Here is a 15,737-nt window from a genome sequence, read left to right as displayed (position 1 = left end):
GCACTCCCCGCAATCGGCGACACTGCGAGGGTACGGGCTGCTGACCTGCCGAAAATCGATCACCCGCCCGGTCCGCGTCGCCGGTCGTTCGATAGGATGAACCGGTCAGCCGGTGAGCGACGCCTCGCTGTCCTCGTCGGACGTGGCATCGAGGGACTTCTTGGTCCGGTGGCGCAGGATCAGCGTGGTGGCGATCCCGCCGGCGACCGCGACGGCCAGGGCGACCCAGGAGAAGTTCTGCAGCCACCGGTCGGCGGCCTTGCCGATCTCGTAGACGGCGACCGTGGTGCCCGACGCCCAGACGATCCCGCCCGCGGCGTTGGCCAGCAAGAACTTGACATAACGCACCCGCAGCGCGCCGGCCAGCGGCCCGGCGAAGATGCGCAGCAGCGCGATGAACCGGCCGAAGAAGATCGCCCACACGCCCCAGCGCTGGAAGATCTGTTCCGCCTTGGCGAGATGGGGTGGCCCGAGGTGACTCGGGAACTTCCGGCCCAGCCACTCGAGCAGGGAGCGCCCGCCGCGCCGCCCGATCGCGTACCCGATGGAGTCGCCCACTATCGCGCCGAGGCTCGCCGCGATCGCCACCCACCACACGTTGGTGACCCCGGTCGCGGTGAGCAGGGCGGCGGCCACCAGGGCGATCTCGCCGGGCAGCGGGATTCCAAGGCTCTCCACGCCGACCACGGCCGCGACCACGATGTAGATCGCCACGGGCGGCAACACCGAAAGCCAGTGCTGCACGGAATCCACCGACCACCCCCTCGGTCCCCGGTCACGGTACCGTAGGCGCGCACCCGGCACGCCGTCGATCTCCGGTCGTCCCTGACGGCCCGGCCCACTCACCCGATCGTGCGGACCCGGGCGACGGCCCGGATCCGCGGTGCGATCCGGGCCCGCGACGCGATCCGGATCGATGGTGCGATCCGTCCCGGCGGTGGCCCGGACACGCCGATGCCCGCGCCATCGGCGCGGGCATCGGGATGTCGCCTACCTGCTCAGCCTTCGAAGACGCCGGCGTCGACCAGACGCTTCTCGGCCGCGTCCCAACCGTCGCCCGGGTGGGCGGCGGCCAGCGCGGTCAGCTCCGCGCGGATCTTGGCACCGTGACCGGCGCCGGCCAGCACCCGCAGCTCCTCGACGAACGCGTCGGAGCTGGTGCGCAGGTGCACGGTCTTGCCGTTGGTCAGGTTACGGACGTAGGCGTGCTTGCCGTGGTTGAGAGGGATGACGTACTTGAACTCGCCCAGCACGCTGAGTGCGCCACCCGCCGCACCGGCCTGGCCAGCGCGGACGGATGCGCGGGCGGTCTTGGAGGTGTTGCTCGCCACGCGGAACTCCTGCCACTACAGATCTCGGCCGGTGGGCCGATTTCGAGGATTTGTGTGCACGCAAGTCTACCCGAGCCTGGTGGCCGATCCCCAGTTCGGTGTCGGCCGGCCGACGTGGTCGGCGTCACCGCGCTGGGTGAACGAGGCGTCGCGATCGGTGAATGTTCCCATCCGTTCGGGGGCTTTTCCGCGATTCACTGGCGCCCCTTGCGTCACAGCGGCATCATGACATGGAACATCGGGCCGACCGGAGGTCGGCGAATAAGGGGCACTATCTGACGAATCCGTTCCGATAGGCGAATCCGTCTCTGACGAATCCGTCCTTCGGCGAATGAGGGGCCGTATCTGAGGGTCCGGTCTGACTAATCCGGTTTCAGGTCGTAGGGGAAGACGCACCTGGAGTACCCGGGGGAGGTCAGCCGTGCCTACGCGTGGCGTCGTGTACGTCCACTCCACGCCACTCGCCGTGTGTGCACACGTCGAGTGGGCGATCGCGCGCGTCCTGGACGCGCCAGTGAACCTACATTGGGCGGCCCAGCCCGTCGAGCCCGGCGCTCAACGCGCCGAGTGCAGCTGGTCCGGGCGCCCCGGTACCGGGGCGGAGCTCGCTGCCGGCCTGAGACAGTGGCCCATGATCCGTTTCGAGGTGACCGAGGAGCCCAGTCCCGGCGTGGACGGGCAGCGGTTCATGTACGTGCCCGGGCGGGGGCTGTTCACCGCGGCGATGAGCGCCAACGGCGACATCATGGTGGGCGAGGACCGGCTGCGCGCGCTCATGGCCTCGGCCCGGGGACCGGAGGGGCTGTCCCACGCGCTGGAGAAGGCACTGGGCACCGCGTGGGACGCGGAGCTGGAGCCCTACCGGTACGCGGGTGACGGTGCGCCGGTGACCTGGCTCACCCGGGTCGGGTAGGAGCGGCGCACCATGCGGGGGACCGGCGGCGACCCGGCCGCGCGGGCCACCGTGCTGGCCACCGGCCTGCCCGACGAGGATCTGGTCGGCCAGGTGCTCATGCCGTACGCGTACGGCAGCTCCGCCAATTCGGTGTCGGCCGCCTCCGCCGCCGGCAACCGACGGCTCGCCGGGGTGGACACCCCGGCCGAGATGATCACGCGGTACCGGCCGGGCGGACTGATCCTCGTCGGCTTCTCCGCCGACGACCCCACCGCCGCCACCAACCCGACCACGAACGTCGACAATCCGGCGCAGGTACGGGCGTTGATCACCGGCCTGCGGGCGGCCGCGGCTTCGTTGCCGGCGAGCCTGCCACTGCTGATCGGCACCGATCAGGAGTACGGCGTGGTGACCCGGATCCGGTCGGGGGTCGTCCAACTGCCCTCGGCGCTCGCCCTCGGTGCCGCGGCCGACCCGGAGCTGACCCGGCGGGCGTGGGCGGCGGCCGGGGCGGACCTGGCGGCGCTCGGGCTCAACGCGGTCTTCGCGCCGGTCGCCGACGTCATCGCGGACGGGGGCGCGGGGTCGATCGGCTCCCGCTCGTACGGCTCCGATCCCGGCGCGGTGGCGGCCCAGGTCGACGCCGCGGTGCGCGGCATCCGCTCCACCGGCCTGGCCAGCACGGTCAAGCACTTTCCCGGGCACGGCCACACCGCGGCGGACAGCCACGCCGTGCTGCCGGTCCTCGCACAGGGCCTCGCCGAGCTGGACGCCGTGGACCTGCCGCCGTTCGTGAGCGGGATCTCCGCCGGTACCGACCTGGTGATGTCCGGGCACCTCGACGTGCGGGCGATCGACCCGGGGGTCCCGGCCACCTTCTCCCCGAAGGTGCTCATCGATCTGCTGCGCGGGCGGCTCGGCTTCACCGGCGTGGTGATCAGCGACGCGCTCAGGATGACGCCGGCCCGGCGCTGGCCGGCGGACGAGGCGGCGGTGCGCGCCCTGCTGGCCGGCAACGATCTGCTGCTCCAGCCGCCCGACCTGGCGGCCGCGTGGCGGGGCCTGCTCGGCGCGCTGCGCTCCGGTCGGCTGCCCCGGCCCCGGCTGATCGAGGCGGTCACCCGGATTCTCGCCCTGAAGCTCCGGCTCGCCGACGGGCCGGAGCCGCCGGACATGTCCACAATGGATGGCGATGGGCAGCGCACCGCCGCCGGGCGGGTGGCCGCCGCGGCCGTGACGGTGCTGCGGGGAGGGTGCGGGGTACCGCTGGTGTCCGGCCCGGTACGGGTCACCACGTCGGCCGGCCGGGACCGGCAGCGCGACTGGCTGACCGGCGCGCTGGCGGCCCAGGGCGTGAGCGTGGTGGAGTCCGGCGGAGTCGAGGTGCACCTCGTCGGGTACGGGGACACCGAGGCCGACCTGTCGCCCGGGGCCGCGGTGACCGTTGGCATGGACCTGCCGCACCTGCTGGAGCGGGCCGGCTCCGGCACCCTGGTGGCCACGTACTCCTCGTCGCGGGCCTCGATGGACGCGCTCGCCGCCGTGCTGGCGGGCCGCTCACCGGCGCCCGGGCGCAGCCCAGTACGGCTGTCCGGGCTGCCCCGCTCCGCCTGCTGAGGCCGGACGGGGCGCGAGGACCCGTCAGAGCGGGATGTTTCCGTGCGCGCCCCTGGCGGCCGGCGCCGCGGCGAGCGCCTCGGCGATCCGGCGGCGGGTGTCGGTCGGCTCGATGATCTCGTCCACGACGCCGATCTCCAGCGCCCGATTCACGCCGCCGGCGGTGCGGGTCTGCTCCTCGATGAGCCGGGCGCGCAGCGCCTCCCGCTCCTCGACCGGTGCGGCCGCGAGCCGCTTGCGGTGCAGGACATCCACCGCCGCCGAGGCACCCATCACGGCCAGCTCGGCGGTCGGCCAGGCGTACACCGCCGTCGCGCCCAGCGAACGGGAGTTCATGGCGATGTACGCCCCGCCGAAGCTCTTGCGCGTCACCAGGGTCACCCGGGGAACGACCGCCTCGGCGAAGGCGTGCAGCAGCTTGGCGCCGCGGCGTACCACGCCCTCCCACTCCTGGCCGACGCCGGGAAGGTAGCCCGGCACATCCACCACCACGATCAGCGGCACGCCCAGCGAGTCGCACATCCGCACGAACCGCGCCGCCTTCTCCGCCGAGGCCGCGTCCAGGCTGCCGCCCAGCCTCAGGGGATTGTTGGCGATCACGCCGACCGTGCGACCGGCGAACCGGCCCAGCGTGGTGACGATGTTCGGCGCCCAGCGCGCGTGCAGTTCGACCGGGCCGCCGGACGCTCCTGGGGTGGGCTGGTCGAGCAGCGCCGCGACCACCGGCTTGACGTCGTAGGCCCGGTTCGCCTCGGCCGGCATCAGCGACGACAGGTCGAAGCCGTCGGCACCGGTCGGCACGTCGACCGGGGACAGCCGGCCCTGACGGCCGAGCATCGCGGTCAGCTGCCGCGCCGTGTTGAGCGCGGACTCGTCGTCCTTCGTGGTCACGTGCACCACGCCGGAGCGCCGGGCGTGCGGCTCCGGGCCGCCGAGGCGTGCCATGTCGACCCGCTCGCCGGTGACGTTGCGGACCACCTCCGGCCCGGTCACGAAGATCCGGCCGGCGCCGCTCATGACCGTGATGTCGGTCAGCGCCGGCCCGTACGCCGCGCCGCCAGCGGCCGGGCCGAGCACCACCGAGATCTGCGGTACCCGGCCGGACGCGCGCACCACCGCCGCGAACACCTGGCCGATGCCGTCCAGCGCGACCACGCCCTCGTGCAGCCGGGCGCCGCCGGAGTGCCACAGCCCGACCACCGGCACCCGTTCCCGGACCGCCGTGTCGATGGCGTCGACGATGTGCCGGCAGCCCTCGGAGCCCAGCGCGCCGCCCATCCGGGTGCCGTCGGTGACGTACGCGATGACCTGGCCCCCGTCGATCTCGCCGCGGGCGGCCAGGGCACCCGAGTCGTCTCTCGCCGTGAGCAGCCGCAGCGTTCCGCGATCGAACAGCGCACGGAGCCGGACCTGGGGGTCGCGGTCGTCCACCGTGGACCGATCGGTCGCCACGCGAGAGGCTGCCACGGGTAACCCTCCGTTGCTGAACTACGGCTTCGTGAAGACGAGCACGGCGTTGTGGCCACCGAACCCGAACGCGTCGTTGAGCGCGGCCGGAATCGTGAGGTGGCGCGCCTTGTGGGCGGCCACGTCGAGATCCAGCGCGTCGTCCGGGTCGTCCAGGTTGATCGTCGGCGGTACCACGTCGTTCTGCACGGCCAGGATGGTCGCGATCGACTCCACCGCCCCGGCGGCGCCGAGCAGGTGCCCGTGCATCGACTTGGTCGCCGAGATCACCGGGTGGTCGCCCACCGCCGCGCGCAGCGCGTGGATCTCGGTCATGTCGCCGACCGGGGTCGAGGTCGCGTGCGCGTTGACGTGCCGGATGTCGGACGCGGCCACACCGGCGTCGCGCAGCGCGGCGGTCATCGCCCGGGTGATCCCCCTACCCTCCGGGTCGGGCTGGACGATGTCGTACCCGTCGGAGGTCAGGCCGGCCCCGGCCAGCCGCGCGTACACCTTGGCGTTGCGCGCGGCGGCGTGATCGGCCCGCTCCAGGATGACCACCCCGGCGCCCTCGCCGAGCACGAACCCGTCACGGCCCTTGTCGAAGGGTCGGGACGCGTGCTCCGGGTCGTCGTTGCGGGTCGACATGGCGCGCATCGACGCGAAGCCGGCGATCGGCAGCGGGTGGATGACGGACTCGGCGCCGCCGGCCACCACCACATCGGCCCGGCCGGACCGGATGATGTCCAGCCCCCAGGCGATCGACTCGGCGCCGGTCGCGCAGGCGCTGGCCGGGGAGTGCACCCCGGCCTGGGCGTGGAACTCCAGGCCCACCCAGGCGGCCGGACCGTTCGGCATCAGCATCGGCACGGTGTGCGGGCTGACCTTGCGGGGCCCGGACGCCTCCATGATGTCGTCCTGGTTGAGCATGGTCGTGGCGCCGCCGATCCCGCTGCCCAGCACGACGGCCAGCCGGAGCGGGTCGAGACCGGCGTCGGCCAGGTTCGCGTCGGCCCACGCCTCCCTCGCCGCGATCAGCGCGGCCGCCTCGGAGCGGTCCAGGCGCCGCAGCTTGACCCGGTCGATCCGCTCGGAGGGATCGACCTTCAGCTGCGCCGCGATCCGGACCGGCAGGACCGCCGCCCAGTCCTGGGTGAGCGGGCTGACCCCGGAGTTGCCCGCGAGCATGCCCTCCCAGGTCGACGCGACATCCCCGCCAAGCGGGGTGGTCGCGCCGAGCCCGGTCACCACGACGTCGTTGGTACTCATATCCGACCGCCCAATGATCGGCTCGACGAAATGATCCTCATGCAGAAGCCTTCTGGATGTATGACATCGCGTCGCCGACGGTCTTGAGGTTCTGGACCTCGTCGTCCGGGATCTTCACACCGAACTTCTCCTCGGCCGCGACTACCACCTCGACCATGGACAGCGAGTCCACGTCCAGGTCGTCGGTGAACGACTTGTCCTCGGCGACATCGTCCGGGTTCACGCCGGCGACCTCTTCGAGGATTTCTGACAGGCCGGCGATGATCTCGTCACGGGTCGTCATGGGAGTTCCCTTTCTCACGGGTTATTTATTGGGGGGTGGGTACAGGGCCGGTCCGCGACGCCGGCCGGGGTTTTCACGGGCAGCGGATGACCTGGCCAGCGTAGGTGAGGCCACCGCCGAAGCCGAACAGCAACACCGGGGCTCCGGACGGCACCTCGCGCCGCTCGATCAGCTTGGACAGGGCCAGCGGCACGCTGGCGGCCGAGGTGTTGCCGGATTCGACGATGTCCTTGGCCACCACCGCGTCCTCGACACCCAGCTTGCGCGCCAGGGGCTCGATGATGCGCAGGTTCGCCTGATGGGGGACGAACGCCGCCAGGTCCTTGGGGGTGATGCCGGCAGCCGTGCAGGCCTTCTCGGCCAGTGCCGGCAGGGCGAACGTGGCCCAGCGGAACACGGTCTGGCCGTTCTGCTGGATGTACGGGCGCCAGCCCTCGATGGTGAGCACGTTTCCCATCTCGGGGGCCGAGCCCCACAACACCGGCCCGATGCCCGGCTCCTCGCCGTCGGCCACCGCGCTCACCACGGCCGCCCCGGCGCCGTCGCCGAACAGCACGCACGAGCTCCGGTCGGTCCAGTCCGTGATGTCGGTCAGCTTCTCGGCGCCGATCACGATGGCGTTTCTGGCCGCGCCGGCCCGGATCGCGTGGTCCACGGTGGCCAGCGCGTACTCGTATCCGGAGCAGGCGGTGTTGATGTCGTACGCCGCCGGGGCGGTGACGCCCAGCTTGGCGGCGACCCGGGTGGCCACGTTGGGGCACCGGTCGATCGAGGAACAGGTGGCCACGGCGATCAGATCGATGTCGGCGGCAGTGAGCCCGGAGTTCGCCAGCGCCTTGTCGGCGGCCGCGGCGGCCATGTCGGCGACGGTTTCGTTGTCGGCGATCCGCCGGGTGACGATGCCGACCCGGTCCCGGATCCACTCGTCGCTGGTATCCACCATCTTGGACAGGTCTTCGTTGGTCAGAACACGGGCCGGTTGGTAGTGGCCCATGGCGACGATCTTGGAGCCGCGAGTGGGACCGGCGGGGTGGCCGGGGTCGACGGTCATACGAGCTGTCCTCCGATGCGGGCAAGCGGCTGACCCGGGGCGACCGGATCATCATGGTGAGCGAGCCATTCGGTGAGCACGCCCGAATCGTGCGCGGTCACGTCGACCTGACCCTGCCTGGTCGCGACGTGTCCGATGACCTGGCCGGAACGGATGTCGGAGCCCTCGCTCAGGCTCGGGTCGGGGATGAAGTTGCCGGCCGCGCTGCCGACAACCACCCGGAACCGCGGCGCGGGCTGCGCGCCGGGCTTCCCGCCGTGGCGGGCCACCAGATCACGGGCCTTGGCCAGGTCGTCCGGGGTCTCGACCTTGACGATCTCGACCCCGGGCAGCGCCCGCTTGACCAGGCCGGCGAGGGTACCGGCCGGGGGCAGCTCGATGATCGCGGTGACGCCGAGTTCCGCCATGCTCTGCATGCACCGGTCCCAGCGCACGGAGGCGATCACCTGGCGGATCAGTCGCTGTACCACCTCGCGCCCGGTGGTGACCGCGGCGCCGTCCAGGTTGGACAGGAAGATCTTGTGCGGGTCGCCGGGCCGGATCCCACCGGCCAGGCCGGCCAGCTCCTGCTCGGCCGGGGCCATGTACGGCGTGTGGAAGGCGCCGGCCACGCGCAGCGGCCGCACCCGGGCGCCGGCCGGCGGCGCGGCGACCAACTTCTCCAGCGCGGCCACGGGCCCGGCGGCGACGATCTGCCCGGCGCCGTTGCGGTTGGCCGGGTGCAGGCCCGCGCCCTCGATCGCGGCGACCACCTCGTCCGGCTCGCCGCCGAGTACCGCAGCCATCCCGGTCGGCTCGAGCGCGCAGGCGGCGGCCATGGCCCGGCCGCGCACGCCGGCGAGGGCGATCGCGGACTCCGGGGCCAGCACGCCGGCCAGCGCGGCGGCGCCCAACTCGCCCGCGCTGTGCCCGGCGACCACGGCGACGTCGTACATCGGCAGGTGCTCGGCGGCCAGCAGCGCGGAGGCCACCAGCAGCGACTGGGTCTTCGCGGTATCCGTGATCTCCTCGGCGCCGGCCTCGGTGCCGAGGTAGCGCAGATCGTTCCCGGCGAGCGCAGACCACCAGCGCAGCCGCCCCTCGGCGCCGGGAAGATCGAGCCAGGGGGCTAGGAAGCCGGGCTTCTGCGAGCCCTGGCCGGGAGCGAGTACGGCAAGCACGCCTCTGACTGTCCCGGATGTGGAACCGCCGCGCTCGGGCGCGGGGCACTAAACCCGACCAAGACTTTTGTAGGATTCTGCCAATAGACCATCAACGGGTGCGGTGACTGCTACCGACTGTGGGTGTCGTTGTGCCGGTTGTCACACTCAGCCAAGACCACTGGAGGAAGGGTCCAACCGGCCGATGGCCAGGGCGACCCGGAGCGCAAAAGCATCACGTGCGGACAAAGGGGCCAATCCGGTAGTCTCCGCGATCCGGCGCAGCCGGTACCGCACCGTGTTGGGGTGCACGAACAGCGTGCGTGCCGCGCTCTCCAACACCCCGCCGGCGGCGAAGAACGCGTCCAGGGTCTCCAGCAACTCCCCGCCGGAGCGGGTCAGCGTGCCGTACACCTCCTGACGCAGGATGCGCCGGGCGTCGGCGTCGCCGGCCAGCGCGCGCTCCGGCAGCAGGTCGGCGGCCAGCACCGGTCTGGGCGCAGCCGGCCAGGCGGGGGCGGCGCGGTACCCGGCCAGGGCGGCCCGGGCAGACTCGGGGGCCTCCTCCAGGCTCGCCACCGGCTGCCCCACCACCACCGGCCCCTCACCGAAGCCCACCAGCAGGCGCTGCGCCACGCTCAGCGGGTCCTGCGCCCCACCGAGCACCACTACCAGCCGGTCGCCGTGCACGCCGCCGATCACCTCGACCCCGATGCGCCGGGCGGCCCGGTACAGGGCGTGCACCACCGCGGAGGTCTCGCCGCCGGGGGAGCGGCCGACCGCCACCGAGACCGGCGGAGCCTCCGTCCAACCCAGCGCGGCGGCCCGGCTGGCCAGCACATCCGACGAATCGCCGCGGACCAGCGCGTCGACCAGCAGCGCCTGCAGCCGGGCGTCCCAGGCGCCCCGCGTCTCGGCGGCGCGCGCGTAGACCCGGGCGGCGGCGAAGGCCACCTCCCGGGAGAACCTGAGCACCGCCTCGCGCAGGGCGTTCTCCTCGCCCGGCGCGGCCAGGTGCGGCACCTGCTCCTCGACGACGTCGATGGTCACCTTGATCAGCTGTACCGTCTGCTGGAGGTTGAGCGACCGGGCCAGCGCCCGGGGGGCGGCGTCGAAGACCTCGTCGGAGACCTCCTGGGAGGCCCCGGAGTTGCGCAGCCACTCCACCAGCGAGCGCACCCCGGCCTGCGCCACCAGCATCACCCAGGCCCGCTGGTCGGCCGGAAGCTCCCGGAACCAGGGCAGCACGTCCTCCATCCGGGACACGCTGATCGTGGCGAGCGCGCCGGCCTGCCGTTCGATCTGGCGTAGCGTCGCGGCCAGCTCTTCGGGGGGTGCCATGGGGAACAGCCTAGTGAGAGGGCTTCTCCGGCCCGCCCTGCCCGGCGGTGGTCGGTGCCGGTCGGGGCGGCGCCTACCGGGGCGCCCTACCGGCGCGCGTAGCGGCGGCGGCTGCGCCGGGCCGCGGCGAACAGCATGAGCAAGATCAAGAGCGGGGTGACCATCCACAGCATCACGGTGCGCCCGATGTCGCGGGATGCCGTGCCCAATCCGAGCGACAGCGCCGCGGTCGTCGTCACCACCGGTACGAAGCCGGCCGGGTCCTCAAGCATCCCGTCCGCGCGGCTGGCGCTCGGCTGGGGCAGCGGCACCCCGGCCGCGGCCAGCGCGTCGGGCATGGCCACCGAGGCGTAGAACCACGCCTCGCTCGTCGCGCCGTTCGGCTGGTTCGCCGGCCGGTGCGCGCGCGGACCACCGGGCGCCTGGGGGTACAGCTCATAGAGCTGGGCGGCCGCGCTGCCGACGTAGACGGTCAACGTGTACTGCGGGCCGAGCTTGCTCGGGTCCGGGTTGATCGGGTCGCCGGGCTGGCCGACCATCCAGCTGACCTGCCGCAGCAGTGCGTTGAACAGATCCTGCTGCCCGGCCGCGCGAATCGAGATCGGCTTGGCCAGACCCGTGCCGCGGATGGTCAACGAGTTGGGCTGGTCCGCAGCCCACGCGCCGCCGGGATGGGCAGCGATGAACCCGATGGTCGCCAGCATCGCCGCGACCCACAGCGCGAGCAGCCGAGTGAACCACGGCTGTCCGGCCCGTCGCGGTCGATGGAAGCGGGCAAACTGAAGACGCGTCACCGCGACTCCTCCCCGCGCGTGAGGGGTACGCCCCGTTGGAGGTGCTCAGTTTCGAGTCTGCCGATCATCGTCAAGGAACACGAGCGGCGTTATCTAAATGATCCGATAACTTATCCGATCGCGCTGTCCCCTGGGCGACCGACCCGGGGCGCCGATTCGCCGCCGCCGAGCCTCCTCGACGCCAACCGCGGGCCGGCCTTCTCGGCGCCAGCCGTGGACCGGAGAGCGCGCCGCTCCCACGGGCCGACCCACGGGCCGGCCCGTGCTCAGCCAGACGTCGGCTCGGAGGCCGGTCCGCGCTTCGGGCGCCGGCCGCCGACCCCGCCAGTGGGTCAGAGGCTGGCCGCCGCCGCCCGCAGCCGGTCCAGGGTGCGGTCGCGGCCGAGCACCTCCAGGGACTCGAACAGCGGCAGGCCGACCGAGCGGCCGGTGACCGCCACCCGTACCGGCGCCTGCGTCTTGCCCAGCTTCAGCCCGTACCGGGTGCCGATCTCCTCCAGCGCCACCTTGAGGCTCTCCGCGTCCCAGGTGGGCGCCGACTCGAAGGCGGCGATCACGTCGGTCAGCAGCGCGGCCGCGCCTCCGCCGCCGGTCTGGCCGGCCTCGCCCGACGCCTGCGGCGCCTGACCGGCCTGGCCGGAGACGCCGCGCAGCGCCTTGTCCCAGGACGCCTGGTCGAGTTCTGGCCGGTCGAGGAACAGGAAGTCCACGTTCGGCACGATCTCGGAGAGCACCGCCACCCGGGTCTGCGCCAGCGGCGCCACGGCCGCGAACGCCTTAGGGTCGAACCGCTCCGGCTGCCACGGCGGCGCCGGGATGGTCTCGGTACCGGTCAGCCACGGCTGGCACGCCGCGATGAACGCGTCGACGGACAGGGCCCGGATGTACTCGCCGTTGAACGCGCGCAGCTTCTTCTCGTCGAAGAAGGCCGGCGACGGATTGACCTCCTCCAGCCGGAACTCCTCCTCGATCACCGACCAGGGCACGATCTCCCGGTCCCCACGGGGTGCCCAGCCCAGCAACATGAGGTAGTTGCGCATGGCGTCGGCCAGGTAGCCCTCGTCCCGGTACGCCTCCAGCGCCACCTTGTCCCGGCGCTTGGACAGCTTCTGGCGCTTCTCGTTGACCACCACCGGCACGTGCGCCCAGATCGGCGGCTGCGCCCCCAGCGCCAGCCAGAGCAACTGCTGCTTGGGGGTGTTGGGCAGGTGCTCCTCCGCGCGGATCACGTGGGTGATCCCCATCAGGTGGTCGTCGATCACGTTGGCCAGCAGGAACACCGGGGAGCCGTCGGAACGGGCGATGACGAAGTCCTCGATCAGCCGGTTCTCGAAGGTCGGCTCGCCCCGGACCAGGTCGATGACGGTCGTGGTGCCCTCGTCCGGGGTGCGGAAGCGCAGCGCCCGGCCCGGGCCGGGGCCCAGCCCGCGATCCCGGTGGTAGCCGTCGTACCCGGCGTGCTGGCTGCCGGTACGGGCCTGGACCTGCTCCCGGGTGCAGTCGCAGTAGTAGGCCTGGCCCGACTCGTACAGACGGGTGGCCGCCGCACGATGTTCGTCGGCATTTGTCGACTGAAAGTACGGCCCCTCATAGGTGCCGCGGGCGATCCCTATCCAGTCCAGTGCCGACAGGATGCCCTCGGTCCACTCGGGCCGGTTGCGGGCGGCGTCGGTGTCCTCGATGCGCAGCACGAACGCGCCCTGATGCTGCTTGGCGAAGATCCAGTTTTGAAGCGCGGACCGGGCTCCGCCAACGTGGAACATTCCAGTTGGAGAGGGGGCAAAGCGTACTCGTACCGTCACGACATATACCCTACGATCCGACGGATGCCGCCCGACACAGGGTTTCGGCGGTTGCCCGTACACAGTAGCGTTGCACTCCGAACTCGGTCCCTCCATCGCGCGCCGCCCTCAGGGTGGGCGGGCGCTCCTTCCGTGCGGCTGGAGGCGGCCCGGCCTGCGGGGAAGGACGGATCGATGGGTCGGCGCGGGATAGGTCGGCGGCGCTTGAGCCGGCGAGGTGTGATCACGGGGGCCGTCGGGGTGGCCGCCGGCGCGACGGTGGCCGGTTGTAGTTCCGCCGCCGGAGCGGGAACGGACACCGTGTGGGCCAAGCCGTCCGCCAAGCCGATCGTACTGACCGTCTCCCCGAACGCCAACGCCAACAACGTCTCGCCCAGCCAGCAGGTGGTGGTCAACGCCGAGGGCGGCACTCTCAAGTCGGTCTCGGTCACCTCTGGCGGCAAGGCGCTGGATGGCGCCATGGACGCCGACGGCAAGACCTGGCGGTCGAGCGGCGCGCTCGGATACGCGGCGACCTACACGGTGACCGCCTCGCTGACCGACAGCCTCGGCGCGCCGGTGGAGAAGACCAGCACCTTCACCACGATGAAGCCGACCAAGACGCTCAGCGTCAACTTCCAGGCCAACGCGCTGACCTCGATGAAGACCGGTGGCACCTATGGCGTCGGCCAGATCATCGCCATCCGGTTCAGCAAGGAGGTCACCGACAAGGCGGCGGCCGAGAAGGCGGTCGTGATCCAGACCTCGCCGTCGGTCGAGGGCAAGTTCTTCTGGCTGGACAAGCAGACCCTGCACTGGCGTCCGGAGAAGTACTGGGCCAAGGGCACCAAGGTCAATGTGGCGGTCAACGCGGTGGGCGTCGACTTCGGCGGCGGCGTCTTCGGCACGTCGAACATCAGCACCCACTTCAGCATCGGCCGGTCGCTGATCGCGAAGGCGGACAACAACGCGCACTACACCAAGGTGTACGTCGACGGCGCGCTGGTCCGGAACATGGCCTGCAGCATGGGCAAGGGCGGCTACACGACGGGCTCCGACGGCAAGCAGATCCACTTCTGGACGCAGAACGGCGTGCACGTCGTGCTCAACAGGGCGATGAACGTCGAGATGGACTCGGCCAGCTACGGCGTCACCGACAAGAGCAACCCGAACTACTACGACGAGAACGTCACGCTGTGCACCCGGATCTCGTACTCCGGTGAATTCCTGCACGCCGCGCCCTGGAACATGGCCGATCACGGCAAGCGCAACAGCTCGCACGGCTGCATCAACCTGAGCACCGCCGACGCCCAGTGGGTCTACGACACCTTCATCGAGGGCGATGTGGTCGAGGTGAGCAACAGCCCGAAGCCGATCCCGGTGTGGGACGGCCTGGGCGACTGGAACGCCAGCTGGGACACCTACTGACCGACCGAACGCGCCGCGGCCGGGCCCGATCGGGCCCGGCCGCGTTCAGTTGGACGGGCCGGTCACCGGGTGCCCGCGATGAAGTCCCGGTACCAGCGGTACGACGCCCTCGGTGTGCGCACCTGCGTATCGAAGTCGACGTGTACCAGCCCGAACCGCTTGTCGTACCCCTCAGCCCACTCGAAGTTGTCCAAAATGGACCAGACGAAGTACCCGCGCACGTCGGCGCCCTTCGCGATCGCGGTCCGTACCGCCTCCACATGCCCGGACAGGTACGCGATCCGGTCGGGGTCCTCCGGCCACGCCTCGTAGGCGCAGCCGCTCTCCGTCACGTACATCGGCCGCCCGTACCGGGTGTGCAGGTCGGTCAGCAGCTCAGTGAGCCCCTCCGGCACCACCGGCCAGCCGAACTCCGTCATCGGGTACCCGTCGAGCACGACCATGTCGAACGGCAACTCGTCGGTTGACGGCGCGCTGATGCCGGTCGGGTTGTAGTAGTTGACCCCGAGCGCGTCGATCGGTGCGGCGATGATGTCCAGGTCGCCCTCGCGCACCGGCAGCTGGAGCCCCTCCGGGTAGCCCAGGCCGAGCAGCGGCTCCACGAACAGCCGGTTCTGCAGGGCGTCGAAGGCCGCCCCGGCCGCCCGGTCGGCGTCCGAGTCGCCGATGACGCGTACCGGCGAGTGGTTGTTGGCGATCGTGATCGGGGACGCCGAGCGGCCGCGCAGCGCGGCCACCGCGAGTCCGTGCCCGAGCAGTTGATGGTGCGCGGTGGGCAGCGCGTCGAGCATCCGGGCCTCGCCCGGCGCGTGCATGCCGAACGCGTGGCCGTAGACCGTGACCACGAACGGCTCGTTGAGGGTGATCCACAGCTTCACGCGGTCGCCCAGCGCGGCGCCGACGAGGTCGGCGTACTCGCCGAACCGGTACGCGGTCTCCCGGCTGAACCAGCCGCCCTCGTCCTGCAGGGCCTGCGGTAGATCCCAGTGGAACAGCGTGGCGACCGGGTCGATCCCGCGCTCCAGCAGCGCGTCCACCAACCGGTCGTAGAACGCCACTCCCTCGGCGTTGGCCGGGCCCTTGCCGTCTGGCTGGATGCGCGGCCAGGCGATGGAGAACCGGTACGCGTCGACCCCCAGCCCACTCAGCAGCTCGACGTCCTCGCGGTAGCGGTGATAGTGGTCACAGGCCACGTCTCCGGTGTCGCCGTTGGTGATGCGGCCCGACTCGTGGCTGAACGTATCCCAGATCGACCGGCCGCGGCCGCCCTCGTCGACGGCGCCTTCGATCTGGTACGCCGCGGTCGAGACACCCCACTTGAACCCCTGCGGGAACATCGATTCCTCCAGATGTGAGAGTGAC

General features: G+C 71.7%; 14 protein-coding genes. 3 read left to right on the top strand and 11 right to left on the bottom strand.

All coding sequences use genetic code 11. The annotated features are described in order from the left end of the window. Window positions 1-105 precede the first annotated feature (105 nt). Both ABEA87_RS13190 and ABEA87_RS13185 read right to left on the bottom strand, forming a co-directional pair. The gene (locus ABEA87_RS13190) at window positions 106-753 is read right to left on the bottom strand and encodes a DedA family protein (protein WP_345629288.1); all 648 of its coding nucleotides are present in this window, start codon (window positions 751-753) and stop codon (window positions 106-108) included. Between the two features lie 245 nt (window positions 754-998). Further along, complete coding sequence (locus ABEA87_RS13185) at window positions 999-1,331, bottom strand: hypothetical protein (RefSeq protein WP_345629286.1); 333 nt, start codon at window positions 1,329-1,331, stop codon at window positions 999-1,001. A gap of 421 nt (window positions 1,332-1,752) precedes the next feature. Between ABEA87_RS13185 and ABEA87_RS13180 the strand changes: the two genes are divergently transcribed. Together ABEA87_RS13180 and ABEA87_RS13175 are read left to right on the top strand one after the other, a co-directional pair. Next, complete coding sequence (locus tag ABEA87_RS13180) at window positions 1,753-2,244, top strand: DUF3145 domain-containing protein (RefSeq protein WP_345629284.1); 492 nt, start codon at window positions 1,753-1,755, stop codon at window positions 2,242-2,244. 12 nt (window positions 2,245-2,256) lie between these two features. Then, window positions 2,257-3,843 carry a glycoside hydrolase family 3 N-terminal domain-containing protein gene (locus ABEA87_RS13175; protein ID WP_345629282.1) on the top strand — a complete coding sequence of 529 codons (1,587 nt, stop codon included), beginning with the start codon at window positions 2,257-2,259 and terminating at the stop codon, window positions 3,841-3,843. Window positions 3,844-3,867: 24 nt separating this feature from the next. Here the strand turns inward: ABEA87_RS13175 and ABEA87_RS13170 are convergent, their stop codons facing one another. From ABEA87_RS13170 to gltX, 8 genes are all read right to left on the bottom strand, one after another. Then, window positions 3,868-5,274 (bottom strand): acyl-CoA carboxylase subunit beta, encoded by a 1,407-nt coding sequence (locus ABEA87_RS13170; protein ID WP_425570876.1) that lies wholly within the window; start codon window positions 5,272-5,274, stop codon window positions 3,868-3,870. Window positions 5,275-5,331: 57 nt separating this feature from the next. Beyond that, entirely contained in the window at window positions 5,332-6,558 is a 1,227-nt protein-coding gene (gene fabF / locus ABEA87_RS13165) for a beta-ketoacyl-ACP synthase II (protein WP_345629278.1), read from the bottom strand. Between the two features lie 37 nt (window positions 6,559-6,595). Continuing rightward, the gene (locus tag ABEA87_RS13160) at window positions 6,596-6,841 is read right to left on the bottom strand and encodes an acyl carrier protein (RefSeq protein ID WP_345629276.1); all 246 of its coding nucleotides are present in this window, start codon (window positions 6,839-6,841) and stop codon (window positions 6,596-6,598) included. Window positions 6,842-6,914: 73 nt separating this feature from the next. After that, on the bottom strand, window positions 6,915-7,892 hold the full coding sequence (locus ABEA87_RS13155) for a beta-ketoacyl-ACP synthase III (protein WP_345629275.1): 978 nt from the start codon (window positions 7,890-7,892) through the stop codon (window positions 6,915-6,917). Then, the gene (locus tag ABEA87_RS13150) at window positions 7,889-9,052 is read right to left on the bottom strand and encodes an acyltransferase domain-containing protein (RefSeq protein ID WP_345629273.1); all 1,164 of its coding nucleotides are present in this window, start codon (window positions 9,050-9,052) and stop codon (window positions 7,889-7,891) included. The genes ABEA87_RS13155 and ABEA87_RS13150 overlap by 4 nt, the downstream gene beginning before the upstream one ends. Before the next feature lie 147 nt (window positions 9,053-9,199). Continuing rightward, complete coding sequence (locus ABEA87_RS13145) at window positions 9,200-10,372, bottom strand: PucR family transcriptional regulator (protein ID WP_345629271.1); 1,173 nt, start codon at window positions 10,370-10,372, stop codon at window positions 9,200-9,202. Between the two features lie 86 nt (window positions 10,373-10,458). Further along, window positions 10,459-11,166, bottom strand: coding sequence for a hypothetical protein (locus ABEA87_RS13140; protein WP_345629269.1), 708 nt, complete (start codon window positions 11,164-11,166; stop codon window positions 10,459-10,461). Between the two features lie 332 nt (window positions 11,167-11,498). Then, entirely contained in the window at window positions 11,499-12,929 is a 1,431-nt protein-coding gene (gene gltX, locus ABEA87_RS13135) for a glutamate--tRNA ligase (protein WP_425570865.1), read from the bottom strand. 258 nt (window positions 12,930-13,187) lie between these two features. Here gltX and ABEA87_RS13130 point away from each other — a divergent pair, with 258 nt between their 5' ends. Further along, window positions 13,188-14,375: a L,D-transpeptidase gene (locus tag ABEA87_RS13130; RefSeq protein ID WP_345629266.1), complete on the top strand. Its 1,188-nt coding sequence runs from the start codon at window positions 13,188-13,190 to the stop codon at window positions 14,373-14,375. A 62-nt stretch (window positions 14,376-14,437) separates the two neighbouring features. Here the strand turns inward: ABEA87_RS13130 and ABEA87_RS13125 are convergent, their stop codons facing one another. Next, on the bottom strand, window positions 14,438-15,712 hold the full coding sequence (locus ABEA87_RS13125) for a GH1 family beta-glucosidase (protein ID WP_345629264.1): 1,275 nt from the start codon (window positions 15,710-15,712) through the stop codon (window positions 14,438-14,440). Window positions 15,713-15,737: the final 25 nt, after the last annotated feature.

Source organism: Rugosimonospora acidiphila (assembly GCF_039543385.1).
GTDB classification, from domain to species: Bacteria; Actinomycetota; Actinomycetes; order Mycobacteriales; family Micromonosporaceae; genus Rugosimonospora; species Rugosimonospora acidiphila.
Note: the sequence above shows the minus strand (reverse complement) of the source record. Positions and strands in the feature narration are given on the sequence as shown.